25 protein-coding genes are annotated in these 26,308 nt (G+C 35.3%); 9 read left to right on the top strand and 16 right to left on the bottom strand.

All coding sequences use genetic code 11. The features are described 5' to 3' along the window. Positions 1 to 518: 518 nt before the first annotated feature. The gene (locus tag NiCM35_RS04155) at positions 519 to 1,451 is read right to left on the bottom strand and encodes a manganese-dependent inorganic pyrophosphatase (RefSeq protein WP_095328540.1); all 933 of its coding nucleotides are present in this window, start codon (positions 1,449 to 1,451) and stop codon (positions 519 to 521) included. A gap of 233 nt (positions 1,452 to 1,684) precedes the next feature. After that, positions 1,685 to 3,019, bottom strand: a complete 1,335-nt coding sequence (glnA, locus tag NiCM35_RS04150) for a type I glutamate--ammonia ligase (protein WP_095328539.1) — start codon at positions 3,017 to 3,019, stop codon at positions 1,685 to 1,687. 435 nt (positions 3,020 to 3,454) lie between these two features. On the opposite strand from glnA, the gene NiCM35_RS04145 reads away from it, so the two are divergent. Both NiCM35_RS04145 and NiCM35_RS04140 read left to right on the top strand, forming a co-directional pair. Next, a complete protein-coding gene (locus NiCM35_RS04145) occupies positions 3,455 to 4,675 on the top strand; it encodes an aminotransferase-like domain-containing protein (RefSeq protein WP_163187269.1) in 1,221 nt (406 codons plus the stop codon). After that, positions 4,675 to 5,658: a D-2-hydroxyacid dehydrogenase gene (locus NiCM35_RS04140; RefSeq protein ID WP_163187271.1), complete on the top strand. Its 984-nt coding sequence runs from the start codon at positions 4,675 to 4,677 to the stop codon at positions 5,656 to 5,658. The genes NiCM35_RS04145 and NiCM35_RS04140 overlap by 1 nt, the downstream gene beginning before the upstream one ends. Before the next feature lie 69 nt (positions 5,659 to 5,727). Here the strand turns inward: NiCM35_RS04140 and NiCM35_RS04135 are convergent, their stop codons facing one another. The 4 genes from NiCM35_RS04135 to NiCM35_RS04120 all read right to left on the bottom strand — a co-directional run bounded on the left by NiCM35_RS04135 (position 5,728) and on the right by NiCM35_RS04120 (position 10,104). After that, positions 5,728 to 6,117 carry a rhodanese-like domain-containing protein gene (locus NiCM35_RS04135; RefSeq protein ID WP_095328535.1) on the bottom strand — a complete coding sequence of 130 codons (390 nt, stop codon included), beginning with the start codon at positions 6,115 to 6,117 and terminating at the stop codon, positions 5,728 to 5,730. Between the two features lie 82 nt (positions 6,118 to 6,199). Beyond that, positions 6,200 to 6,748, bottom strand: coding sequence for a GNAT family N-acetyltransferase (locus tag NiCM35_RS04130; protein ID WP_095328534.1), 549 nt, complete (start codon positions 6,746 to 6,748; stop codon positions 6,200 to 6,202). A 172-nt stretch (positions 6,749 to 6,920) separates the two neighbouring features. Further along, positions 6,921 to 9,626: an aconitate hydratase AcnA gene (gene acnA / locus NiCM35_RS04125; RefSeq protein ID WP_123257649.1), complete on the bottom strand. Its 2,706-nt coding sequence runs from the start codon at positions 9,624 to 9,626 to the stop codon at positions 6,921 to 6,923. A 220-nt stretch (positions 9,627 to 9,846) separates the two neighbouring features. Then, positions 9,847 to 10,104: a hypothetical protein gene (locus NiCM35_RS04120; protein ID WP_095328532.1), complete on the bottom strand. Its 258-nt coding sequence runs from the start codon at positions 10,102 to 10,104 to the stop codon at positions 9,847 to 9,849. Between the two features lie 154 nt (positions 10,105 to 10,258). Between NiCM35_RS04120 and NiCM35_RS04115 the strand changes: the two genes are divergently transcribed. Further along, positions 10,259 to 10,402 (top strand): small acid-soluble spore protein P, encoded by a 144-nt coding sequence (locus NiCM35_RS04115; protein ID WP_082138385.1) that lies wholly within the window; start codon positions 10,259 to 10,261, stop codon positions 10,400 to 10,402. Positions 10,403 to 10,772: 370 nt separating this feature from the next. Here NiCM35_RS04115 and NiCM35_RS04110 read toward each other — a convergent pair whose 3' ends face one another. The 6 genes from NiCM35_RS04110 to NiCM35_RS04085 all read right to left on the bottom strand — a co-directional run bounded on the left by NiCM35_RS04110 (position 10,773) and on the right by NiCM35_RS04085 (position 14,954). After that, positions 10,773 to 12,101 (bottom strand): alpha-glucosidase/alpha-galactosidase, encoded by a 1,329-nt coding sequence (locus tag NiCM35_RS04110; RefSeq protein WP_163187273.1) that lies wholly within the window; start codon positions 12,099 to 12,101, stop codon positions 10,773 to 10,775. Between the two features lie 530 nt (positions 12,102 to 12,631). Next, positions 12,632 to 12,931, bottom strand: a complete 300-nt coding sequence (locus NiCM35_RS04105; RefSeq protein WP_095328531.1) for a spore coat protein — start codon at positions 12,929 to 12,931, stop codon at positions 12,632 to 12,634. After that, positions 12,928 to 13,149 carry a hypothetical protein gene (locus NiCM35_RS04100; RefSeq protein WP_095328530.1) on the bottom strand — a complete coding sequence of 74 codons (222 nt, stop codon included), beginning with the start codon at positions 13,147 to 13,149 and terminating at the stop codon, positions 12,928 to 12,930. Before NiCM35_RS04100 ends, NiCM35_RS04105 begins: the two co-directional genes overlap by 4 nt. An 18-nt stretch (positions 13,150 to 13,167) precedes the next feature. After that, positions 13,168 to 14,304 (bottom strand): zinc-dependent alcohol dehydrogenase, encoded by a 1,137-nt coding sequence (locus tag NiCM35_RS04095; RefSeq protein ID WP_163187275.1) that lies wholly within the window; start codon positions 14,302 to 14,304, stop codon positions 13,168 to 13,170. 18 nt (positions 14,305 to 14,322) lie between these two features. Continuing rightward, positions 14,323 to 14,691 carry a spore coat protein gene (locus tag NiCM35_RS04090; protein WP_163187277.1) on the bottom strand — a complete coding sequence of 123 codons (369 nt, stop codon included), beginning with the start codon at positions 14,689 to 14,691 and terminating at the stop codon, positions 14,323 to 14,325. Beyond that, positions 14,688 to 14,954, bottom strand: a complete 267-nt coding sequence (locus tag NiCM35_RS04085) for a spore gernimation protein GerQ (RefSeq protein WP_095328527.1) — start codon at positions 14,952 to 14,954, stop codon at positions 14,688 to 14,690. Before NiCM35_RS04085 ends, NiCM35_RS04090 begins: the two co-directional genes overlap by 4 nt. A 210-nt stretch (positions 14,955 to 15,164) precedes the next feature. Between NiCM35_RS04085 and NiCM35_RS04080 the strand changes: the two genes are divergently transcribed. Both NiCM35_RS04080 and NiCM35_RS04075 read left to right on the top strand, forming a co-directional pair. Then, a complete protein-coding gene (locus NiCM35_RS04080) occupies positions 15,165 to 15,923 on the top strand; it encodes a TraR/DksA C4-type zinc finger protein (RefSeq protein ID WP_095328526.1) in 759 nt (252 codons plus the stop codon). Between the two features lie 109 nt (positions 15,924 to 16,032). Next, positions 16,033 to 16,416, top strand: coding sequence for an Hsp20/alpha crystallin family protein (locus NiCM35_RS04075; RefSeq protein WP_095328525.1), 384 nt, complete (start codon positions 16,033 to 16,035; stop codon positions 16,414 to 16,416). Here NiCM35_RS04075 and NiCM35_RS04070 read toward each other — a convergent pair. Beyond that, positions 16,411 to 17,043 (bottom strand): hypothetical protein, encoded by a 633-nt coding sequence (locus NiCM35_RS04070; RefSeq protein ID WP_163188577.1) that lies wholly within the window; start codon positions 17,041 to 17,043, stop codon positions 16,411 to 16,413. The genes NiCM35_RS04075 and NiCM35_RS04070 overlap by 6 nt on opposite strands. 13 nt (positions 17,044 to 17,056) lie before the next feature. Further along, positions 17,057 to 18,451: a MocR-like pyridoxine biosynthesis transcription factor PdxR gene (gene pdxR / locus NiCM35_RS04065; protein ID WP_163188579.1), complete on the bottom strand. Its 1,395-nt coding sequence runs from the start codon at positions 18,449 to 18,451 to the stop codon at positions 17,057 to 17,059. 157 nt (positions 18,452 to 18,608) lie between these two features. Between pdxR and NiCM35_RS04060 the strand changes: the two genes are divergently transcribed. After that, positions 18,609 to 19,055, top strand: coding sequence for a GNAT family N-acetyltransferase (locus tag NiCM35_RS04060; protein ID WP_171509612.1), 447 nt, complete (start codon positions 18,609 to 18,611; stop codon positions 19,053 to 19,055). A 12-nt stretch (positions 19,056 to 19,067) separates the two neighbouring features. Here NiCM35_RS04060 and NiCM35_RS04055 read toward each other — a convergent pair whose 3' ends face one another. Then, positions 19,068 to 19,622: a hypothetical protein gene (locus NiCM35_RS04055; protein ID WP_433778716.1), complete on the bottom strand. Its 555-nt coding sequence runs from the start codon at positions 19,620 to 19,622 to the stop codon at positions 19,068 to 19,070. Between the two features lie 117 nt (positions 19,623 to 19,739). Here NiCM35_RS04055 and NiCM35_RS04050 point away from each other — a divergent pair, with 117 nt between their 5' ends. Together NiCM35_RS04050 and NiCM35_RS04045 are read left to right on the top strand one after the other, a co-directional pair. Next, complete coding sequence (locus tag NiCM35_RS04050) at positions 19,740 to 20,681, top strand: processed acidic surface protein (protein ID WP_249878565.1); 942 nt, start codon at positions 19,740 to 19,742, stop codon at positions 20,679 to 20,681. Further along, the gene (locus NiCM35_RS04045) at positions 20,671 to 21,255 is read left to right on the top strand and encodes a class D sortase (protein ID WP_095328521.1); all 585 of its coding nucleotides are present in this window, start codon (positions 20,671 to 20,673) and stop codon (positions 21,253 to 21,255) included. Before NiCM35_RS04050 ends, NiCM35_RS04045 begins: the two co-directional genes overlap by 11 nt. Before the next feature lie 122 nt (positions 21,256 to 21,377). Here the strand turns inward: NiCM35_RS04045 and NiCM35_RS04040 are convergent, their stop codons facing one another. Continuing rightward, on the bottom strand, positions 21,378 to 24,725 hold the full coding sequence (locus NiCM35_RS04040) for a hypothetical protein (protein WP_433778713.1): 3,348 nt from the start codon (positions 24,723 to 24,725) through the stop codon (positions 21,378 to 21,380). Between the two features lie 171 nt (positions 24,726 to 24,896). On the opposite strand from NiCM35_RS04040, the gene NiCM35_RS04035 reads away from it, so the two are divergent. Beyond that, on the top strand, positions 24,897 to 26,267 hold the full coding sequence (locus tag NiCM35_RS04035) for a dipeptidase (RefSeq protein ID WP_433778712.1): 1,371 nt from the start codon (positions 24,897 to 24,899) through the stop codon (positions 26,265 to 26,267). The last annotated feature ends 41 nt before the right edge of the window (positions 26,268 to 26,308 follow it).

Genomic DNA, 26,308 nt, shown 5'->3' with positions numbered 1-26,308 from the left:
ACAGGAAGATAATTTGCATTCTAGTTACAATGACGGCTTTTTTGACTCCCATTAAAAGTATAAGTAGTTCTTTGGAAATGAAATATATATAATTCAACTTACATATTATAGAAAAAACGTCGACAGAATCACTTCGCTTTCCATAGATTAAGCCACAACAACTTCAACGTTGCACTGCATCCCGATTATTTTAGTGTACAAAAAATGGAGTGCAGTTCACATGTATCTTCACCACAGCACCCTGTTAATGTAAAAACAATAAATATCCCTATAAACAATTTGAATATTACTTTCATATCACGCCCTCTTCATTTACTTTAAACGTATCATATATCCCAACAAAAATTTACCAATTAATTACATAACTAATAGGACAGCAGTATTTCAACCAATTACACTTAGACCAATAAAAAAGGCAGAACCGTTCACAATGCGAACAGACCTGCCTCTTATGCTCTAATTCACTTGTTTGCTTTCCCAATCAGCACCATTTATTAAAAGACCATTTGAACAAGTGATTATAGCGCTTCAAAAGTCTCTGTTAAAACTGGTACGATTTGTTTTTTACGAGATACGACACCTTTTAATAAGGCACTATTATTTTCTAATAATACATTAAATGCCTTCTCTACTGTTTCTGCTTTATTGCCTAAAGCAACACCAACAGAATCGTTATTTAAAATATCCGTTACGACAAGCAAGAATAAATCTAATCCTTTTTTGTCGATAATTGCTTGAATAGACGTTTCTAATTCAGCTTGTTTGGAAATGACATCATTTGTATCAACTGCATTCACTTGCGCAATTTCTACTTTATATGTACCCATTGTAAATTCTTTTGCATCAATACTTAGTAATTGATCAACTGTTTTATCACTTAAATCAGCACCAGCTTTCAGCATGTCTAATCCATACTGTTCTGCATTTACACCAGCAATTTCCGCTAATTCCTTGGCAGCTTGTACATCTTGTTCTGTGCAAGTTGGTGACTTAAATAATAAGGAATCAGAAATAATAGCTGAAAGCATTAATCCAGCAACTTCTTTCTTAATTTCTACATTATTTTCTTTATACATTTTATTTAATATAGTTGCCGTACAACCTACTGGTTCAGCACGGTAGTATAAAGGATCACTTGTCTCGAAATTAGCGATACGATGGTGATCAATAACCTCTAAAATTGTAACATCTTTAATGTCTTCCACACTTTGTTGGAATTCATTGTGATCTACCAAGATAACTGAATTAGCTTCTGTAGCTGCCTTTTCAATAAAACGAGGAGCCTCTGTTTTAAAATAATCTAATGCGAATTTTGTTTCTCCACTAACGTCACCAAGACGAACAGCCTCTGCTTCTACTCCAAGTGCCTTTTTTAATTCTGCATACGCAATCGCAGAACAAATAGTATCCGTATCCGGATTTTTATGACCAAATATCAATACTTTTTCCATTTAGCAAATCTCCTTATTACAATAATCTGATGACGTATCCATTCTATTTCATACATCCTTCTTTATTTTATCATAACTTACCGGAAATTAAAGAAAAGAACATAAAAAAGAGAAGGAATTCCCCTAGAGGCATAGTGAATATTACGCTTATTGCTTGAATAAAAAGAAAAACTGCAAATCAACAACCCGAAAAGGTGGTTATTTGCAGTTTATGGAATCTATTAACTTATAAATTAGAATTTATATTGATAGTTTTCAATTTCCCAAGTATGGATTGTTGTACGGTAGCTATCCCACTCTTCTTTCTTCGCAGCAACATACTCAGTGAATACATGCTCTCCAAGTGTTTTAAGACCAATTTCTCCTGCTTCTAGTTCAGCAATAGCAGCTTCTAAACCACCAGGTAAGCTGTCAATTCCAAGTTCTTCACGACGATCATCTGTCATATGGAAGATATCTTCGTTAATTGGTGCTGGTGCTCTTAAGCCTTTTTCCACTCCATCTAAACCTGCTGCAGCGATAACAGCAAATGTTAAATATGGATTAGATGATGGGTCTGGACAACGAAGCTCCACACGAGTAGCCATTCCGCGTTTGGCAGGAATACGGATTAAAGCAGAACGATTGGATGCAGACCATGCTAAGTAGCAAGGTGCTTCATATCCTGGTACTAAACGCTTATAAGAGTTTACTAGAGGATTTGTAACAGCTACGAAACTCTTAACATTATCTAAAACACCCGCTATAAACGAATAGGCTGTTTCAGATAATTCTAAATCATCGTCCGCATCATAGAAGCAATTTTCTCCATCTTTAAAGAATGACATATTAACATGCATTCCTGAACCATTAATTCCGAATACTGGTTTTGGCATAAATGTTGCGTGTAAACCATATTGAGAAGCGATTGTTTTCACAACCCATTTATATGTTGTAGCCAAGTCAGCTGCAGTTAATGCATCTGCATATTTGAAGTTAATCTCATGTTGACCTTCTGCTACTTCATGGTGAAGTGCTTCGATAGTGAAGCCCATTGCTCTTAATGTTTTGAAAATTTCAACGCGGACTTTTTCTCCCAAATCCTTTGGTGATGGTTCAAAATAGCCGCCTCTATCTCCTAATTCTGTAGTTGGATATCCATTTTCGTCGGTTGCAAATAGGAAGAATTCTAACTCTGGTCCGACAGAAATACTATATCCATTTTCAGCAGCGCGCTCGACTGTTTTCTTGAGAACATTACGAGTATCACCTTCAAATAAAGATCCATCAGGATTTGTTACAGAACAAAGGAACCGCGCTTCTGAATATCCTTCTGTTTCAGTCCAAGGTAAAACTGCGAATGTGTTTAAGTCTGGTAATAAATAAGAATCTGATTTGTTAATAGGAGAAAATCCTTTAATGGATGAACCGTCAATCATGATTTTTCCTTCAACAGCATCATCTAATTGTTGAGCAGTAATTGTAATATTTTTTAAAATTCCTTCAATATCCACAAATTGTAGATGTAATAATTCTACATTTTTTTCTTTTACAATACTTTCAATTTTCTCTAATGTAATTTCACTCATGTTAACTTACCTCACAATTCATGTTCTATTATCTAACTTGATTTCATTATAAGAAAAAAATTCTGTTAAAACAATGTTTTTTTTTAATTTTTTAAAAATTTTATTAGGTAGCGTTTACATTTATTTCTTACCGTATTGTCCGTTTTTCCACCTATATCCTGTTAGATAGTTTTTGTAATTTTTGTCGAATGATGGTCATATGTAAGATTATTGACCGAAACAGATATTTGCCTATATGGATAGCAATAACAAAAATTTATTGTAAAAATAACAAAATTCCGAATATTCGTTATTTAACTATGCTTTTATCGATCTATCTCTTGTTTTCTCTCATTTTTAGGCATTTTTAATATTTCCCATCACGAAATAAATAGTTTATATTTATTAAAATCTATCTTTATAAAGCTTTTAAATAATTTTTGGACGGTGATACGCATGCAATTATTAAAACCTTTTTCCTATAGTAGAAGATTTCCTGACATCGAGGTAATCGGTTCCGCCTTCGCTCAAAATCAAGAAAATCTGATTCCCTTATCATTTGGTTTTCCAGCAGCCGAATCACTTCCGGTTGATAAAATGACCGCCGCTACAGAAGCTGCCATGCAAACACAAGGAAGACATGCATTAGCTTATAGTGGTGGAACAGGAGTAAACGCTGTTATTAACTGGATTAAAGAAAGATCAAAGTTACGTGAGATAAAAGCCACAGAGAATGAAATACTTATAACTGCAGGCAGTTCACAAGCAATAGATTTAGTTACAAGAACCTTAACCGACCCTGGCGATGAAATATGGGTAGAAGCCCCTACATTCTTCGGCGCATTGAAAACATTTCAATTAGCAGAAACAAAATTAGCTTCTTTTCCTATTGATGAAAATGGCTTAAGAGTCGATTTAGTGGAACAAGAATTAAGCGAAAGAGTAAAAAACAATTTACCGCTCCCCAAATTAATGTATGTTATACCGAATTATCAAAATCCCGGTGGGGTTAATCTATCAGTAGACAGAAGAAAACGACTTGCTGAATTAGCCTATGAGTATAATTTCTTTATTATCGAAGATGATGCTTATGTCGAGCTTTCTTTTGACGGAATATATAATCCTGCTATCTATTCGTACGGACCTGAACGAGTCGTTTACTTAAGTACTTTTTCCAAAATAATCGCCCCAGGTTTACGACTCGGCTGGGCTATTGGCTTAACAGAAATTATCAAAAAAATGCGAATTTTAAAAATCGATGGGTTAACAAGCGTCTATGTTCAAGAGGTTACAAAAAATTTACTTGATCAAATCGGTATGGATGAACATATTTGCTATTTAAATTCTCTTTATTTATCGCGTAAAAACGCCATGGTTTCCGCCATAAAACAATATTTTGGTAATGATGTTACCTTTCATGAAGCAAATGGCGGATTTTTTCTTTGGATTACCTTTCCTTGCCATATTGACACAAGTGAATTTATAGATGCTGCAGCATCAGCCGGAGTTTCCTATATCGCTGGTAAGCATTTCTTCTTAAAAGACGAAGGATATAATCATATGCGATTATGCTTTACTTTCTGTCAGGAGGATATCATTGAAGAAGCCATTAAACGACTCGCAAATACTTATTATGAGTATGTAAATAGCAAACAAATGATTGAGGGAGTAAATTAATGATAAACAGGAAAACAATTCCTAAAATATATATTAGAAGAACTATTCCACAAAAGTATTTAGATAAAATAAAATCTTCAGGCGCGGAATATATAGTAGATCCATGGCAATTCGGGGAGCCCGAACCGCCAATAAAGCAAGATATTAGTGATTGCAACATAGTCTTGACTTTGGGATTAACAGATTCATTAGCCATCACTGAACAAGCGCCCTATCTTAAATGGGTGCAATCTTTAAGTGTTGGCTTAGATGCACTTTTGACAGAGGAAATGAAAAAGAATGATATCATCATTACAAATACAAAGGGATGCACTTCTGTTCCTATAGCAGAGCATACAATTGCAATGATGACAGGTTTAGCGAGGGGAATTTCTTATATGATTCGGAATCAGCTAAATCGAAGTTGGACATCTACCCCTATAACCGATCTTTCAGGGGCAACCGTTGCGATTATTGGTTATGGGGAGATTGGCAAGCAAATCGCGAAACGTGCTAAAGCACTTGATATGTTTGTGATTGGCTGCAAAAAAAGACCGTCCATACGTGCAACTGACGATCCTGCCGACAAAATTGTCGGGCTTGAACAGCTAGAATCAGTGATGGCAGAAACTGATTTTTTGATCCTAGCTTTACCTTCAACGCCAGAAACGTACCATCTTATTAATAAAGAAAAATTAGAAAGCATGAAAAAAACTAGTTTTTTAATTAATATCGGAAGAGGAAATACAATTGTGGAAGAAGAGCTCATTAATCACTTAAAAGAAAAGAAAATTGCAGGCGCAGCTCTTGATGTCTTTGAAACAGAACCATTACCACCACAACATCCTATTTGGCAAGTGGAAAATCTGATTATTTCCCCACATAATGCATATTTTTCTCCCAATACTCTTGAGCGTTACATGGATGTATTCTTAGAAAATATCGAGCGCTTTAAAGAAGGCAAGGAACTTTTGAACGTCGTAGATAAACAATTGGGGTATTAATAACATAAGGAAAAGACTATTACTGCCGATAAACATTTGTTTACCGGCAGATTTAATAACATATCTTAATTAAACTGTTTCAAAACCCTCTTTTTTCCACGCGGTAGTTCCACCCTCAATGAAGGCTACATCTGTGAAGCCCATTTGCTTTAATAGGTAGGCACCAAGTGACGCTTGTCCACCAAGACCACATGTAACAATAACTGGACGGTTACGATCCGCTAATTCTGGATCTCTTAATTCTTCAGGTAATTCCAAATCTGCGCGAATTGGAAGCATTCCTAAAGAGATGTTAACAGAACTAGGAATTAAACCACAAGCACCAGCATCTGCAGCATCTTGAACATCAATTATGTAAGTATTTGGGTTTTCTTCAATTTTCTTTTTTGCCTCAACAGAAGAAATACCAGGAACATTTTTTCTAGCCTCTTCTACCAATTTTCCAAAAGTTAATGCCATATCTTCATCACTCCTTTATTATCTAACATATACATAGTAACAAAGTTTATTCTAAATTACTAATGAATCGTTTTCCATACCATTAGGAGAAAAATCGAGACATTAAAATGGTAGAATAATATTTCCCGTTAGTTAATCGTTTATCTTTTTTTAAGACTCCTTCTATTTCAAAGCCAAATCGTTTATATAGTTTAATCGCTTTTTCATTTAACTCTATAACCGATAATGTCATTTTTGTAATATCATTTTCCGCTCCCCAATTTATGGATTCTTCTAATAAATGGGTACCTATTTGATATCCCCAATATTCTTCTAAGACAGCAATACCGAACTCGACTTTATGCTTAAGACGTCGCAAACTAGAACCCTCACAACGAGAAAAGCCAATAATTTGCCCATCTTCTCTCTCTGCAAGTAAAAACAAATGATTTGGCGCTTCGCTATCTGAGCGGATTAAGTGTTTAAATTCTTTTTCAGTAAGTAAGCCCTCTCCAGGTTCGCGATCTAGAAAAGTTGTTTCTCCATCGATCTGTAACCTAACACTAGCAAGCTGTTCTGCATCGCTTTCCTCCGCACTTCTTATTATATAAGGAAGCTTATTCACATCATAACGTACAGGAATTATTTTCATAAAATAGCTTTCTCCTTAAGTTATAGTTTCTATTAAGTAAAATAGACTTTTAGTTAGAATGACAAAACTCTCTCTATAGAGAGACTTTTTACTAACTTGTGAGCAAAGAATTTCACCCAAAGATTAGAAAATAAAGTCAACTTTAAATAGAGAGAGTTTTTCTCTTAATCTATTAATTTTTTAATTTATCACGTAATACCATTGGTAAAATACCACCATGGCGATAGTAATCAATCTCTACTTCTGAATCGAAACGTACTAATGCTTCAAAAGTGATTTTCTTACCATCTTCCGTAGTAGCTGTAACTTCTAGAAAATCACGTGGTTTAACTGTTTCATCTACATAAACATTGAATGTTTCTTTTCCAGTTAATCCTAAGCTTTCCGCATTCTCGCCTTCTTTAAACTGTAGTGGAAGTACTCCCATTAACACTAAGTTAGAACGATGAATTCTTTCGAAGCTTTCTGCGATAACCGTCTTAATGCCTAACAGATTTGTTCCTTTTGCAGCCCAGTCACGAGATGATCCCATTCCGTAATCTTTCCCTGCAATAACCATTAAGCCAGTTCCTTCGTCTTTATACTTCATACATGCATCATAAATGGAGGTAACTTCCCCAGTTGGCCAGTGCGTAGTGAAACCACCCTCTGTACCTGGAGCAATTTGGTTACGAATACGGATATTCGCAAATGTCCCTCTCATCATTACTTCGTGGTTACCACGACGAGAGCCATATGAGTTGAAATCACGTGGCTGTACACCATTATCTTTTAAGTACTTACCTGCGGGAGTATTTACACCAATGGCACCAGCTGGAGAAATATGGTCAGTCGTTACAGAATCACCGAATTTCCCTACAACTCTTAAGCCTTTTAATGGTAATACTTGCTCTGGATCAGGTTTTAAGCCTTCAAAGAATGGCGGGTTTTGAATATAAGTAGACGTATCATCAAAGCTATATAAAGAATCACTGCTAGTTTGAATTTCATTCCAGCGTTCGTTATCATCAAATACTCTTTCATATTCTTTATTAAATAGTTCAGGTGTAACTGTACGATGTACTACTTCATTTACTTCTTCTGTAGATGGCCAAATATCCTTGAAGAATACATCATTCCCATCCTTATCTTTTCCAATTGGTTCTTTTTGCAAGTCAATATCAACAGTACCAGCAAGAGCATATGCAACTACTAATGGCGGTGAAGCTAAATAGTTTGCTTTAACTAGTGGGTGGATACGTCCTTCAAAGTTACGATTACCAGATAGCACACTTGTTACAAGTAAATCAGAATCCGCGATAGCCTTCTCGATTTCCTCGCGAAGCGGACCAGAGTTACCGATACATGTAGTACATCCATATCCTACAAGGTTGAATCCAATTTGTTCTAAATAAGGAAGAAGACCAGAATCTCTTAAATAACCAGTAACAACCTTTGAACCTGGTGCTAAAGAAGTTTTTACAAATTTAGGTACTTCCATTCCTTTTTCGACTGCTTTTTTCGCAACTAAGCCTGCACCAACTAATACATATGGATTCGATGTATTTGTACAGCTTGTAATTGCGGCGATAGCAACAGAACCTGTCTTCATTGTAGTAGAATCCCCATTTGCAAAGTTCACTACTACTTCTTTATCAAATTCGTCTGCTTTTAAGCCAAACCCTTGGTTTCCTTCTGGAGCTGTTACAGACTCATTGAATACCTCTTTCAATTTAGAAAGTGGAATTAAATCTTGAGGACGCTTTGGACCAGAAAGATTTGGCTCAATTTCTGCTAAGTCAATTTCTACAATATCCGTATAAACCGGTTCTAAGTTTGGATCGAAGAATAAACCGTTTTCCTTACAGTAAGCTTCAACCACATTGATTTGCTCTTCAGAACGACCAGTTAGTCTCATATAAGCTAAAGATTCTTTATCAACTGGGAAGAAACCGCATGTTGCTCCATATTCTGGTGCCATATTCGCAATAGTTGCCCGATCAGCAAGTGGTAATTGCGGCACACCAGGTCCGTAGAATTCAACAAACTTTCCAACTACTCCTTTTGCACGAAGTACTTGCGTTACCTTTAAGGCTAAGTCTGTTGCAGTAGAGCCATTTGGCATTTCGCCAACAAGTTTTACCCCTACAACTTCCGGAACTGGAAAATAAGAAGGTTGTCCTAACATACCTGCTTCCGCTTCGATACCACCAACACCCCAGCCAAGAACACCAATACCATTAATCATCGTTGTATGAGAATCAGTACCTACTAACGTATCAGGGAATGTTTCATACTCGCCTTCAGCTGTTTCATTTACATGTACTACATTTGCTAAATATTCTAAATTCACTTGGTGAACGATACCAGTTGCTGGTGGTACAGCACGATAGTTATCAAATGCCTTTTGCGCCCAGCTTAAAAATTGATATCTTTCTGCATTTCTTTCAAATTCTAATTCCATATTTGCTTTTAATGCATCCGGTGTTCCATATTTATCAACCTGAACACTATGGTCGATAACTAAATCAACTGGTTTCTCCGGATTAATTTTGCTAGGATCTCCCCCTAGGTCAGCCATTGCTTTACGTAAAGATGCAAGGTCAACCACTGCTGGAACACCTGTGAAATCCTGGAGGATTACCCTCGAAGGTTTGAAAGGAACATCAATTTCCTTTACCTCATCTGTCCCCCATTTTGCGAGATTTTCTACATGCTCTTGTTTAATAACAAAATCATCCATTTGTCGTAAAACTGATTCTAGTAATACCTTGATAGAATACGGTAATTTCGATACTTTACCGATTCCTGCTTTTTCTAAGGCTGCTAATTGATAGTAGTGATAACGCTTCCCACCCACTTCAAACGTTTGGCGGGCATTATAAAAATCTTTTGCCATATGTATTACCCCCTCATTGTAATCATATACCAACAATAGAAAAATAGTCGAACAATTTGATCTCTATTATCTATTTACCATTTATAATTTTAATACAAGGTATGTGATAAGTAAATAATAAGAAAGTTATCAAATACGATAAGTTTATCTTATGGCATTTCTTTTCAAAGCAAAAAGTAGACCATCGAAAAAGCTGCAAACTTTCTGATGGTCTACTTCTTTAAATTTCATTTACTTCATCCACAATGCTTTTTAAGTCTCTTTGAAAGCTTTCTAATTGCTGTCTTTGATGCTCGGATGCTACTTCCAGAGCATTCTCAATTTGTTGATAGGTCTCATTAATTTCTTGTTTTAAATGCTTTAGTTGATGTCCATAGTTTGCAGAATCTTTTACGATATCTTGATAAAGATTTTGTGTTTCAAATAAATTCCGTTGAGCATCTTGAAAAGCTTCTTGTTTATTACTATGATAAGGCATATTCTTATCCTCCTGCTAGTTATATTCATGGTGCTTACCAATAAGTTGTGCAGAGAATCGTGAAAATATGCGGTATAAATCAGTGTATAAAAAACCATTCTATAAAGGATAGTGTTGCATTACCTCTTCATGATAATAGAAAGGAGAGAAAAAAGTGAACAAAAATGATAGCAAAGATATGCACAGAAATGCTCCTAAAGGAAATCAATCTGGTCAGCCAGAGCCACTTAGCGGGAGCAAAAAGGTGAAGAACCGTAACCATTCTAGACAAAAACATAATAATCATCACGATATGTAAGAAAAGTACACTAATTCACTCTACAACATTCTAGTTAACAAAGGAGCTTATATTAAAAGGTTTTTCAAGTATTTACCCCAATTAATGCATATGTGTGGTCAAATGTGTGGTCAATATGCGGCCACTCATTTGGTCTTTTTAATTAAATAGCCTAACCAACAACATTCAATAAGGATAAAAATGCACATCCTTCCTCTCCATCATTTTAAATTGACTGTTTTTCAGTAATTAATCCATGAAATAGTTTTTATACTAATAATAAGAATACAAATACAAATTTACAATCCTTTTATGTATGATGAATGAGCATCTTAAGAAAAAAGAGACCGAATCCTTGAGGAAACGATCACTATATATATATTTGAGAGTACTATTTAGCTAACCCAACACTAGTTTCCGTTGTAAAATTCGGCAGCCAGTCACCATGTGCTTCTATTAACTCGTCACATAAGGAGATGATATCGTCCATCGATAACTCAGAAGCTGTATGTGGATCAAGCATTGCCGCCTGGTAAATATATTCCTTTTTCAATGTCATTGCTGCTTCAATTGTCAGCAATTGTGTGTTAATATTTGTCCGGTTTAAAGCTGCAAGCTGTTCAGGGAGATCTCCTACATAGGTTGGAGTAATCCCGCTTCGATCCGCAATACAAGGAACCTCTACACATGCTTTTTCCGGCAGATTGCTGATCAATCTTCCTGTATTAAGCACATTGCCACCAAATTTAAAGGGGATATCTGTTTCAATCGCTTCGATAATGCGTGATCCATATTCACGGGAACGAACATGTTCCAAGGCTTTATTGTTAACTAGATCCTCTCTCATTGCAACCCAATCATTAATTTGCTTTTCACAGCGACGAGGATATTCATCTAATGGAATATTGAAACGGTCAATTAACTCAGGATAACGTGATTTAATAAAATACGGATGATATTCCGCATTATGTTCAGATGACTCTGTTACATAATAACCAAACTTATCCATCAATTCAAATCGAACCATATCGCCATGCTTTGTATTTTGCAATTCACGAGCTCTCCGCTTAATTTCTGGATATAAATCAACTCCATCCTTGCTTACTTCAAGAAGCCATGCCATATGATTTATACCGGCAATTTTCTCTTTCACTCCTGTTCGGTCCATCCCTACTGCTTCAAATAATTCTTTTGTACAAATTTGCACACTATGACACAGTCCAATTGTTTTAATCGGCGTGAAACGATTCATAACTCCGGTTAGCACAGCCATAGGGTTTGTGTAATTTAAGAATAAGGCATCTGGACAAACTTCTTCCATGTCTTTTGCAAAATCGAGCATAACGGGAATAGTTCGTAAATTTCTAAATATTCCCCCAATACCGACTGTATCGGCAATCGTTTGTCGTAAGCCATATTTTTTGGGGATTTCAAAATCAATTACTGTACTTGGTTTATAGCCGCCTACCTGAATCGCATTGATTACATATTTAGCTCCTCTCAAAGACTCTTTTCGATCCGTATACGCTTTTACTATAATGTTTTTTCCTAGACTTTCCTGCAAATTAGTAAGCATTTGTTCCGAATCCTGCAAACGCTGTTTATCAATATCATATAACGCAAACTCATATCCTTCTAAGGCATCAACGAACATACAATCTCCAAGGACATTTTTAGCAAATACGGTACTTCCTGCACCAAGAAATGTAATTTTCGACATAGTAATCCTCTCCTCCCAGCATTCTTTGATTTTTCCGTTTACTGATATTCCTTTCGCATTCATTCCTATCCCTGTGCCACAGTCTATTCATAAAAGATGCTATCAAATAAATTTTCTTTCTTCCTAAATTGCTGACAAATTATCTTTAGGAATATAAGCTTCTGCTTTTTATGCTCCTCCATTCCTTACAACCAATAAAGCAGCTCCCTGTGTAAGTAACATTTGACTGATTCGCTATGTTCAAACTTTCAGCATGTTGAATCTTACAGTTCTTCCTTCAGCGAATTGTTTATGTAATAAAGTTTTCTATCTGACAAATAATCTCAGCTGGTATATAGGCATATTAACATTAATTGTAAGGGGTTTCAATAATTATTCTCACTTTTCAAAAAGTTACTTTACTAATCAGCTTTTATTCTACATTACAAGTAAATATTATAACTATCCTCCCTAATTATTTTGTTTTACATTTATAACTTTTACCAAAAGTAAAAAAGGAACTGTTCAAACAAACGAGTTCCTTCTTTATCTTAAAGTATCGGTAAGTTTAAAGCAGTATGAATGTTTTGCAAATTAAAGTTCACTTGTTCCTTTGGATCCCATGCATGGTACCACCCTTTTTCAGCCATATAACTGGATAGTTGTTCATGTAAGTCAAGTGCTTCATTTAAATGGCGGACAAGGATTTCTTTTATCTCCGGATGTCCCGTTTCTGTGATGGCCATAGAATAATTTCTAATTCCGCTCTTGGCAGAAATTAATAGATCTGTTGCAATCATTTGATCTGTTAATGCATCCATACCTGTAAAATATTCAATAATGGAATTCATCCGTTCTCTCCCCCAATTCCTGGCATTTCTTGCGCTTTCGATAAAATAGATGAAAATTCCTGTAGCTGCCTTGTTGATATATCCACATCTTGCAGCATTAATTCTTTTAATTGTGGATCGGAAACAAGTGCGCGCATCGTTTTAGCTTTTGTTATGCAAATCGTTTTGAATGTAGCTAGTTCTTGAACTTCTAATACTTCATGTAGTACATAATCCATTACATAATCCTGCCTTTCTTATGGTTTTAAGACAACTTTTATACAATTATCCATTTTCGTATCAAAAATTTCATAGCCTCGTTTTGCTTCACTCAATGGTAATACATGACTTACGACATCACTTGGATCAATTTTTCCAGTAGAAACTAATTCAAACATATATGGCATATAATGAATAACAGGTGCTTGTCCAGTACGAATATTGACATTGCGCTGCATGATATCTCCTAATGGAAAAGCATTATATCTGCCGCCATAAACGCCAGTAATTTGGATGGTTCCACATTTCCGAACCGCTTGGGCAGCCATCACAAGAGCGCTCATTGTACCGCCTTGCAGCTTCATGCCGCTCGCTAGGAATTCCATATCGCTCATTTTTCCATCCATGCCAACAGCATCAATCACCACATCGGCACCGCCTTTTGTGAGTTCTTTTAAGTAAGCACCCACATTTTCTACCTGTTCAAAATTAATAATTTCCACCTTATTTGTACGTTTCGCATGCTGTAGACGATAATCAACATAATCGACAGCAATGACCCGTTTTGCCCCTTTCAGCCATGCGAATTTTTGCGCAAATAATCCAACTGGTCCACACCCAAACACTATGACTGTATCTCCATCTTTCACACCTGCATTATCTACACTCCAATATCCAGTTGTCATTGCATCGGAAATAACCGTCAATTTTTCATCCGGTTCTTCACAAGTTTCTGGAATCTTAAAGTGAGTGAAATTTGCGAAAGGAACCCTTAAATACTCTGCTTGTCCGCCTGGATAACCACCAGCATTGCCTGAATAGCCAAAATAAGCACCAACATCTCCATTATCATTGGAATTGTCACATTGACTTTCTAAATTACTTTTGCAGTACTGGCATTCCCCACAGGCAATATTGAAAGGAATAATAACCCGGTCACCCTTTTTAACTTTTGTAACTTCTGTTCCTACCTCTTCAACTATTCCCATCGGTTCATGACCAATCACATAATTTTCTTGTAAGTTTGGCATCATTCCATGAATTAAATGTAAATCAGATCCGCATATTGCAGTACTTGTCACTTTAATGATCATATCATCAGGTTTTAAAATCTTCGGATCTTCTACTTCTTTTACTTCTACATTTTTAATCCCTTGGTACGTTACTGCTTTCATTCTATCTAACCTCCTTATTTAATGCTGATCAGGCGTCCGATCAAACATTCCTTTTCGATTCGTTTCACCAGTAAACAAATGCATATTTCCAATCATAATAGTATTCTTTGCCGAAAGTTGATCTAACTTATATTGTTCACTCAGATCATGGGGATGGAACCATTTTTTTTCTACCATTAAATCTGTTATTTCTTGGTGCATCTGGATTGCTTGGTTAAGCTGTTTTCGTAAAAGTACTCTTAAGTCTGGTGAAGCTGTTTCAGTTAACGCTGTTGCTATATTTCTCACCCCTTCTTTTGCGCGAATAAGAAAATCAACCGCAAATGTCATATCAGCAAGCTCTGGCATATTTAACGCATTAATGGGATCTAAGTAGTCATTATTCAATGGATAACACCCTCCTCTCCACCTATAATTGGCGTTGGACGCATTTGAGGAATTTCTGCTGCGAATGGCACATCCTTATATGCTTCTTGTAACTCGCTAAGTGCTTGAATAGACTGTTCTACATCTTTTTGCATTAATTTTTTTAAATCTTCATCAAACACAAGCCCTTGCATTAACTTGGATTTTGCTACACAGAGTGTTTTAAAATTTATTACTTCATGTAAATCTAATGATTCGTGTGGAGCAAAGCTTTTCCTTTCCATGATCAATTACCTCCTATTCAAATAAGAAATACTATGCTATTTTCCCCTACTTTTTTTCTCAATTCGCTAGCAATATTTAACGATTTTTTTTGGAATAAAAAACATCTTTATTTTCGTAGAAATTGAATTATGTACATATTTCCTTTAATGTTATCGTTTCTTTTGCTCATACTAATAAAGCAAACGACTTCTTGAAAGGATTAGGTTATTATGCTAAATAAACAACAAATGTCCCATTTTCAAAAAGTATTAACGGAACAAAAACGTGATTTAGAAGTGAGATTTGAACATAATGATAACTTAGATTTGAAAGATGGACATTACCATGAGTCTCTTGGAGAGCTATCCAGTTATGATAATCATCCAGGAGATGAAGGAACGGAGCTTTATGAACGCGAAAAGGATATTGCCCTTGCTGAACATTACCATCATGAATATATGGGTGTGTTAAATGCTTTAAAGGCAATAGATGAAGGAACATACGGAAAATGTGCGGAATGCTCTCAAGATATACCGATAGAAAGATTGGAAGTTATCCCTACAACACTTTATTGTAAGGAGCATTCTCCTGATCAGAAAATTTCTGAGAAGCGACCTGTGGAAGAAGAAATATTAATGCCTCCTTTCGGAAAATTCGATATGGATAATAAAGATGAATCTGTCGTATATGATGCAGAGGATTCTTGGCAGGAAGTATCTAGCTGGGGAACATCGGAAACGCCATCTGATTTTGCTCATCCTGTTTATGACCATTATAATGACGTCTACACAGAAAGTGATGAGAACATTGGCTATGTGGAAGATTACGAAAACTTTGTCGGTGTGGATATAGAAGGGAAAAATATAACGGTTTATCCAAATGAACAGCATAAACGCTATGAAGAAAGCTTGGATGAAGAAGGCATTATGACAACGTTCGGTGACTTGCCTGCATACGAGCATGAGCCTTATGTGGAAAATGATGAGTAAAAAAAGGGTTGTCTTAATAAGGTGTAATGCCTTTAGACAACCTTTTTACATTTTTCATCACGCTTTCCTCCTTATCAGAATATGTTAAATATACTAAGGAGGATTATATATGAATGATGATAACTGGTTAAGTTTAATGGATGAATGGCTGAAAAACCATTTTCTTGATCCGTTGACTTCGGTATTAGATGAAACTGAGTTTCGAATTGATGTGTACGAAACGGATAAAGAATTTATTGTGGAAGCATTATTAACGAATTGCCAGAAGAGCAGCATCTATCTTTCTGTAAATAAAAATGTGCTTACTATTAAGGCAATGATTCATGATTCTAATCTTTTTGAAGAAAAACAAAGATCAATTGAATTTCCAGTTTCAATTGATCAAAATCCCATTCATGCTGTATTCGCAAATGAAATTCTTGAAATTTTTATTCAGAAGGAACAACAGCAAAACAAGAAACTAACATCTATTATTGACATTCAATTTTTATAAGGCGAATTCTCTTTCATATGTCTTTTTTAAGATATAATATTGGATTCCTTTCGTATGCTTTAAAGCACTTTTAGCATGCTTTTTCGCTACATCCTTTTCTTCTTTTTTTAATGCAATTTCCGCTAATAGTGCTTCTTTCATCCATTTCTTATTTACCCTTTCTATCCATTGCCAGGCAGCATGAAATTGCCGCTCTTCTATATTTATTAAAGCTAAATAATAGGACTTCATTTCCGAATGTTTTATTTTCTCAGCTTCTTCTCTAAGGCCAAGAGTTTTTCCAAAATAAAGAGAAAATAAAATCGTAAATAACGGATAATGAGCTTGATATTTTTTTCGTTTCATTAGTTTCCGGTAGCTTATAATTACCCTTTTATCCTCTTTCAAACTTAAAGCATGAACAAAGCTATAATAGGGATGCTTTTTATTCTTTCTAAAAAGTTTTTCCAATTTCTCAATATTTCTAGTTGTATGAATACGATACCAGGTTGTCATTAACATCGTAACAAATACAAGTACATAACATATAAAAATATTTAGAAATAGAGGAGGTGTAAAATTGTCGAGTACAAAAAAAGTAATAATTGCTACAGCTACTCCGATTATAAATGTGCCAAAAGATACCAAAAATATTCCTCCTCTACATAAACCATGCGTCTGCTAGGCTTATAATTCCTTCTTCTATTTCCTTTTCTTCTAATCCTCCAAACCCTAATAACAGAGGATAACACTCTCTTTCCTCAGCAAAATATGGTTTTGTAGAATAAACCTTAATCCCTATTTTTTCTGCTTCTGATAACAGAATGGCTTCATTTTTAAAAGCTATACGAATAAGCAAATGTAAACCTGCTTTTTCACCAATTATTTCTACCTTATCTCCCATATACTGCTTGATACATTGGATCAAAAAAGTATATTTTCTTTCATATACTTTTCGCATACGCTTAATATGCCGTTCAAATCCCCCTTTTTGGATAAATCTCCCTAAAGCTAGCTGTAATAGCGGGGAGCTCGATTGAGTCTCGTTATACCTTTTCATTTTCCATTTTTCCAGTAAAACATTAGGTAATACCATATAGCTTATTCTTAATGTTGGTAAGAATGATTTAGAAAAAGTCCCCATATATATAACTCGATCATGCTGGTCAATTGCTTTCATACTTGGGATTGGCGAACCTTGAAAACGAAATTCGCTGTCATAATCATCTTCTACTATATAACCGTTCTCCCTTTCTGCCCACTCTAATAGCTCAATCCGCTTTGAAATAGGCATAATCTTTCCTGTAGGAAACTGATGGGAAGGGGTAATATAGACCAAATTACAAGAACTATTTAATAAGGAAGATAAGTCATGTCCTTCTGTTTCTAATACTGGAATAGAAGATATGGCAAGCCCTTTTTCCTTGAATACATTGCGCACGTCATTATAACCTGGCTCCTCCATCCCTATATGTAATGGGCAATCATTTAAAAGTGATAATACAACTCGGATTAGCTGCTCTGTCCCCGCTGTAATAACAAGCTGATCGGCTGTCGTCTGAATTCCACGAGACCTATATAAGTATCCAGCCACTTCTTCTCTTAATTTTAATTCTCCCTGCTTATCTCCATAATTCATCCACCTATTTTGCTTGTCCTCCATTATTTCTTTAAGGGTCTTTTTCCAAGCATTTGTTGGAAAATTAGTTTGATCAATATCTCCATAATGAAAATTAACGGAATACGGCTCCATTTGCTTCTCATTATTTTTATGCTCTGATTGATTTTGTCCATCTTTATACTCATAACTAGGTAAGGAAACAACCGTATACCCACTTTTTTCTTTACTTTCTACATACCCTTCCATCCATAATTGCTGGTATGCATCAATAACAGTATTTTTACTAATCTGCATATAATTTGCTAAATATCGAATGGATGGTAGTTTTGTGCCCGCTTCTATCTTCCCTGTTAAAATCTCTGCTTTAAAATAATTATATAATTGCATATATACTGGCTCCGTGCTGTCTTTATGCAAATGAATAGCCATATTCATGCTCTCCCTCTCCTTTTTCTCTCGGTTTTGTACCCTTAAAATATCTCCTAACTGTACCTATGTAATATACTCATTTCATTTTAAAATAAAGGGACAAGAAATAGAAGGAAATGATTTTAATGTGTGACAAATTATTTTTGGTGGAGGTAAGCGTAAAATGAACATATCGCAAGCAACAAAGAAAGACATCGAAGGAGTAGCTCGCTTATTTAATGAATATCGCATGTTTTATAAACGAGAAGATGATATCGTGAGTGCAGCAAGTTATATAAAAGAACGAATCGAAAACAGCGAATCTGTAATCTTCGTTGTTCAAGACGGTGATGATTACATAGGCTTTACTCAACTTTATCCTACCTATTCCTCTTTATCGATGAAAAAAATATGGATATTAAATGATTTATATGTTCAAAAAAGAGCAAGGAAAAAAGGTATCGGAAAAATGTTATTACAACAAGCAAAAGAATACGCAAAGAATAACGGAGCCAATAGTCTAAGTCTTAGTACAGCTGTAGATAATTTAACTGCCCAAAGATTATATGAGAAGAATGGCTATAAAAAGGATACGCAATTTTTTCATTATGAATTAGATTTGAATAATTAATCGATTTTATGTTTACTCTAGTTTAAATAATTTTTTATATACAAAACCCGCTTTACGGGTTTTGTATTTGTTATGCTTTGGCTGATATTTTTGTGCTTTGGCTGATTCTTTCTCTCCTTTGGCTGATTTCCTCCCCATTTTGGCTGATTCTTTCTCTCCTTTGGCTGATTCCCTCCCCATTTTGGCTGATTCTTTCTCTCCTTTGGCTGATTCCCTCCCCATTTTGGCTGATTCTTTCTCTCCTTTGGCTGATTCCCTCCCCACTTTGGCTGATTCTTTCTCTCCTTTGGCTGATTTCCTCCCCACTTTGGCTGATTCTTTCTCTCCTTTGGCTGATTTCCTCCCCACTTTGGCTGATTCTTTCTCTCCTTTGGCTGATTTCCTCCCCACTTTGGCTGATTCTTTCTCTGCTTTGGCTGATTCCCTCCCCATTTTGGCTGATTCTTTCTCTGCTTTTGCTGATTTCCTCCCCACTTTGGCTGATTCTTTCTCTCCTTTGGCTGATTTCCTCCCCATTTTGGCTGATATTTTCCGCTTTAGTCTAGAAATCCTCTCGACTTTCGCCAATAATCTTTCACAGCCTAAAAAAATCGTCCCTATTTCCAAAATCTCTTATAATATTCACGTATTATTTTCATGAATTAACAAACACTACCAATACAAAGATGATGGAGGGTTTGTCTAATGAAAAAAGTTCTTTTTTCTTTTCTTCTTTTTTGGGGTTTATCTCTTCAAGCCTCTTCAGTTGCCGCCTCTCCAAGTGAGAAAGAGATTGAGAGCTTAGCCAATAACTTAGGATGGACCACAGAAGACTTAGAAGAGTATTTATCCTTTAAAGGATTAAAAATAAGTGATTTTGATAATATTCGTGTTTTGAAAAAACAACTTGGAACTCCAATCACACCAGCTAATCTCGATAAATTGCTTGTACAAAATTCGATGACACAGGAAGAATTAGATATTTTATTGGCTGGATTTCATGAAAGTATAGATGATTTCTGGTTTTTAGAAGATTTAGAAGTAGCGATTGATTTTTATAAAAACCATGAAGATAAGATGCTGCAATTAGAAAAATTTCTTGAGAATATTGGTTTTGATGATACGGAGAAGCAACAATTTTATGGCCATCTGAATAAATTGGACCCTGCTTTCTTAGCTGCAAAAGTGGAGGATTGGAAAGTAAAATTATCAATATTTCAAGCTATGGATCAAGAAGGCGGAATAAGCAAGGAAGGAAACCATGCATTAACTGATTTCTGGAAAGATTTTTTTACAGCAACTGCTTTAAAGCCAGTCATCATTAGTATCGATGATAATGGAAAAAGAAACGAACTTTCCTTGAATGATCTAAAACATAAACAGATGGATACGACAGTTGCGATTGAATTATACGATCATGATCAATTTTTAATTGGAGATGCAATTGTGACATCTGATATGGTATCTTCTGTAGATGCTATCGACAAAGTAGTTGAATTGACGGAAGTGACAGAAGGTTTAGCTAATTTATATGCTGCTCAGCTTCCTAATACGGCATCTTCTCTTCCCATTATGCTTTGCATAGGGTATATGCTAGTATTACTAGGGTTGTTTGTAACCTTCAGGAAAGTTCCCTATGAAAATTAGAAAGAAAATGGGGATACTCTCTATTTTGATAGGATTAGGAATGATTTTCTATACTTTGTCTTGTTATATGAAAGTGGAAACTATTACAAAACAACCATTCCTTCCTAAAGATAGTCAAGTAGTTTTCTCTCCATCAGTATTTTTAAAAGAAGGAGAAAAAATGGGAGTCATCCTCGTGCCGAAATCAGAGAAAACGATTCCTATTTATGAGGGGATAAGTACGGGGATCTTAACTAAGGGAGCAGGTCATTATCCCAAAAGTGCTTTACCTGGCGAAAACAACAATGTTGTATTGTCAGGACATCGTGACACCTTTTTCCGATTCTTGAGAGATTTAAAAAAGAATGATTCTCTTATAATTCAAACAATGGAAAAAGAATATGAATATAAAATTACGAAATTCTCTATTGTCTCGCCTAATGACCGAACCATTCTTACTCCTAAATCAAGACCTGTCCTAACACTAACTACCTGTTATCCTTTCTCCTTTATAGGACATGCACCAAAAAGATATGTAGTAACAGCTACGTTAACACATTCAGAGGAATTCGGAAAAAATAATCGATCAGAATAATCCCCTAACTAGTTAGAATGATTTTTACATATGCACGTACCACAGCCAATTAAATCCCAAACAAACACACGAAGGTTAAAGTTGTACCTTCGTGTGCTATTGCGGAATCTCATAAACTTAGGCTATTTCCAAGTTTTTAAAAAATTCCTTATTCTATTTTTCCACAAAAGTATTTTTGTGAATATTTTTGGTTGTTTTCCTTGCTTTTGCATTTCATACATACTTGCAATGGTAATTAGAATAGTTCCAGCAATTAATAAATATACCCACCAAGGAAAATTACCCCAATATGGTCTAGTTTGCAATAATACATTTAATATTAATACACCAATTCCCACAAAGAAATAAGATTTATAGCGGAAATAAAATCCTGATAAAATGGATATTACCGCAAGCCCACCCAAAATGATGGCATCATAGATTGTATGAGAGAGATAGCCATCCATTGCTAAGAGCAAGGCCGAAATGGTTACAACGCCCCATTCGATCTTCGTTAATAGTCCGGACGCATGCTTGACGATCTTCTTTGCGGCAACCATGACGACAAGTACTGGTAATACTTTTAGCTCTGTCTCGATATATTCCTGGATAGAAATAATTGATAACATAGAGTAATATGGCAACAGGAGTGTAACCAAGCCAATAAGTTGAGGTACCCATTTAATTTCTTTCCCCACCCTATTTTTTTGGATAAATACTAGCAATGCGAGTAACACTCCCGGAATAACATTATCCCACTTTAAATTTGTTTCTATTACGTATAAAGAGAAAATGGTAAGAAAACTTGCTAGGAAATAAAAATCAATCCACTTTTCTCCTTCTTCCTGCCACTTTGTAATGACTGGATATACAATAGTGCTAATAAGCATAAATATAACTCCCCAAACCAGCGTAAACAGATACCGATCGATTGGCAGAAAATCATGCATGAATACTTCATTATTCATAAATAGGAAAACCATTCCAATAAACGAAACAAGATATAATTTTTCTAGATGGATCATAAGTAGCAGGAGTGCAATATAAACAAGGATGATGGTGTAAGTTATGATAGTAAAAGGTGATGCAAACATCCAATATATTATCCCAACTGAACTAAATGGTAAGAAAAAGAAAACAAGCTCTTTCTTTTCTTTTTTCAGATAATAAATCCCAAATAACGCCATTGACATTACCGTAAATGCGATGTTATAAGCATTCCCTCCTGCAAAGCCAAAAGGAAAAGCCGCTGCTATAAAGAAATAACTAGATAGATAGCTACCATATCGAAATGTCATTTTTACATATTTATTCGCTACTAAATAGACACTTATACTATAAGCAATGAATAAATAGATAAACGGCAGGAAGGAATTATTTTCTATTATTAATCGATCAATGATAATACTTCCGATAATATAAATATGGGAAAGTGTGAGAAACGGCAGCTTGAATGATGTGTTTTTTAATCCTAAAGACAGCATAAACAGACCAATCCAGCCATACTTCATAAGTAGTTCAAAAACAATTGTATCTGTGTTCCAAATAGAACCTACAAGACTGAAATAGCTAATCAAACTAACGATTCCGATTAACCAGGCTATAAGGATGTTTTTTATTTTTCGGTACAAATCATAAAAAATAAAAATTGACGCTAAATATATTCCTGTAGCCACCCATTTGTTTAGTATGAAATATTCCAAAATTAACAGAAATCCAAATCCGTACATGATTTGTCCAATGAAATAGCCGTTTCTCCCCATCTGCTTATCGATTTTTTCATATATACTTCCCGTTAAGATGGTAACTAAACTTCCTAATGCTATTGACAATGGAAGTCCTTGCTTCTGGATTAAGCTAATGGATTCTGCTGTTGTAAAATAAACACAAAAAACAGTAAACGGAATTATATAGGCAAGAAGTTGCTGCTGAATTTTATTTTTTATGAAACGACTGCCGCTATATAGACTTAGGGCAATTCCTGCTATCATAAAAGGTATATACCATTTCCCTAAAAAGATTGCTGTTGATAAAAAGGCTATTAGTACCATCCAGGCAATATTATAAATGGCAGAAGGTTTTCTAATATCCTGTAATAGATACCAATTATTAAAAATCCCTAGCAAAAATAAAAGCCCGATATTAATACCGTAGCTGACAAGGAAAAAACTGTCGAGATCTTTTATTAATGGAATTAACAGAGCAAGATTCCATAAAGCTAGGTTGATAAAGAGAACCGGCAAATAACGAATAATTACATATGTTAGCCTTTTTGCTAAAAGGATGAATTCTACAGCCAGTAAGAGATAGGCAAACACTAAATACAAACTTCCAGCGAGAAAAAGTTCCCAATAAAAAAGAATGGTTACGAAAAATGTTGCCAGAGCAATGACAAAGCTTGTAAACTCCCAAACTTTCCCCCACTCTATCTTTCCTTTTAAGATAAAGACAAAAGAAAGAAGGAAAATACTAAAGCAAGCAAAGGCTATTGGCAATAAGTCTTCTAGAATTGGATAGGTAAAAATTCGATAAAGCCCAAAGGCTATAGCAGTAGTTATGTAAAAATGATCATGCTTTCGTTTCGTTAATGCTACGGTCATAATAAATAGACTGCTGATTATCAAATAGTAAAAGCCATTTATCACACTGCTCTCAAACAGAAAAGTCATAAATAAAGCAGTTAAGATTAATTGCACTTGAACAATGGGTGTGAGTTCCTTCTGAAAATAATTAATCCATTTCATGTGCTGATACCTTAATAAAACATAGATGGTTATAAATTGATAAATGATCATAAAGAAGAAGAATCCATCTAGTGCTAATGGTAAAAAAGCAAGCAGAAAGGCAATCGTTCCAGTGATAGTCCCAATCGTTAGTATTTTATAGAGACGGGACTTTAAATAAATCGCTAAAGCTGCATATATAGGGAATAGAACCAAACCAGCGATTACTCCTAATAAGAAACGTCCCTCGCCATATATAGAAAGATAGTCACCTGCTAACTGAAAAAAGCTTATTGACAAAAATCCTATTGGAAGAAAAAGACTCCCCAGAAGAAAGAAAGCAAAGGCTGTATGGTCGATCTTTATTATTTTTTTCGATAACATGGCAAAACCAAAAAATAAGATCGAAACAAAGAAAATAGATACTGCCTTCAACCAACCGGGCATAGAGTCCCAATTACTAGTTGCAACCACTAATCCACCTATTAATAATAGAAAAACTCCTAAATAAAGCAACACCCCTATATTTCGTTCGCGCAGCTGTTCAGGAGTATGTTGTTTCTTTTGTATGGAAGGCTGCTTTTTCTTTTCTTGTTTCTCCATTACTTTTACTTTTTCTTCTATTTCTCCATTTTCTTTTATCGCCTCGTCCTCTAAATACTTTTGGAAACCAGACTTAATATCGGTATAACTCGTTTCTGTTATATATTCCTTCGAATACAATGATTCTACCATCCGATTAAAAAAAATAACCATATTTTTTTGCATTTTATGCATCCTTTCTATAATCACATGCATTTCATACCATTTAAACTAATGGTGTAATTTTACAATAAAGTTATTTATTTTTCAATATATTTTATTTTCAAAAAAAGAGGATATTCTTCTTATATAAGCGAATTTATTTTCCATATCGAAATAATTGGAGGAATGGATAGAATGGATGTTATTCAACAATATTTAAAAGAAAAAAGAAAAGAGCACTTAGAGGAATTATTCTCCTTTTTATCATTAGAAAGTATTAGTGCCCTTCCTGAACATCAAACAGATATTGATAGAACCGCAGAATGGTTAGTGGACGCTTTAACAAAAGCTGGATTAGAGAATGCTGCCATTCATCAAACAAGCGGCAATCCTGTCGTTTATGCAGATTGGCTACATGAGGAAGGGAAGCCGACCGTATTGGTGTATGGACATTATGATGTTCAGCCAGTTGATCCCCTCGAATTATGGGAATCTCCTCCCTTCACACCCGAAATTCGTAACGAAAAGCTTTATGCTAGAGGAGCCAGTGATGATAAAGGCCAAGTTTTTATGCATATTAAAGCAATCGAAGCAATTCTTAAAACGACAGGTTCAATACCAGTAAATATTAAATTCTGCATCGAAGGAGAAGAGGAAATCGGCAGTCCAGCCTTACCTTCTTTTGTAGAAGCAAATAAAGATTTATTAAGTGCCGATGTCATCGTTATTTCAGATACAGGGATGATGGAAAAAGGGAAACCAACGATTTGCTATGGCTTAAGAGGATTATGTGGGATGGAAATCTATGTAAAAGGTCCAAAAAGCGATCTGCATTCTGGGTTATTTGGAGGAGCAATTCAAAATCCTATTACTGCTTTAAGCCACCTATTAGCAAGTTTTCATGACGAGAATGGAGTCATTTCTGTCGAAGGCTTTTATGATCGGGTAACTCCTTTAACAAAGCAGGAAAAAGATGCTTTTACAGCATTGGATATCACAGATGAATCAATTATCGAACAAACCGGCTCTCCTTCCCTGTTTGGAGAAAAAGAGTTCACTACTTTAGAAAGACTTTGGGTACGCCCAACCCTTGAGATAAATGGAGTTAAAGGTGGATTTCAAGGAACTGGCGTCAAAACAGTTATCCCTTCTGAAGCGAGAGCAAAAATAACATGTAGACTAGTTCCAGCGCAAGATCCAGATGAAATTGTTGCTTTATTGAAGAAGCATATTGAAAAGCATAAGCCAAAAGGAGTGGATGTAACGGTTCAATTATTTGATAAAGGCAATCCCTATGTTACTCCCTTTGATCATAAAGCTATTCAAGCAGCTGGAAGAGCGTATGAAAAAGTATATCAAGTACCTACTTCCTATACACGCGGCGGAGGTTCTATTCCTATCGTAGCCGCTTTTGATCAAATTTTGCAATTACCAGTTGTCTTAATGGGATTCGGCTTACCAGATGAAAACTTCCATGCTCCAAATGAACATTTTCATCTCGAAAACTATGACAAAGGCTTAGAAACCATCTGTCATTACTGGTTCGATCTGGCAGAGGTTTGGTAAAAATAGCGCGAACTAACACTAAATATCAAATCAGCTCCCGT

This window comes from Niallia sp. M35, from assembly GCF_050971705.1.
Lineage (GTDB): Bacteria > Bacillota > Bacilli > Bacillales > Cytobacillaceae > Niallia > Niallia circulans_A.
This window is presented reverse-complemented; position numbering and strand designations above follow the sequence as displayed.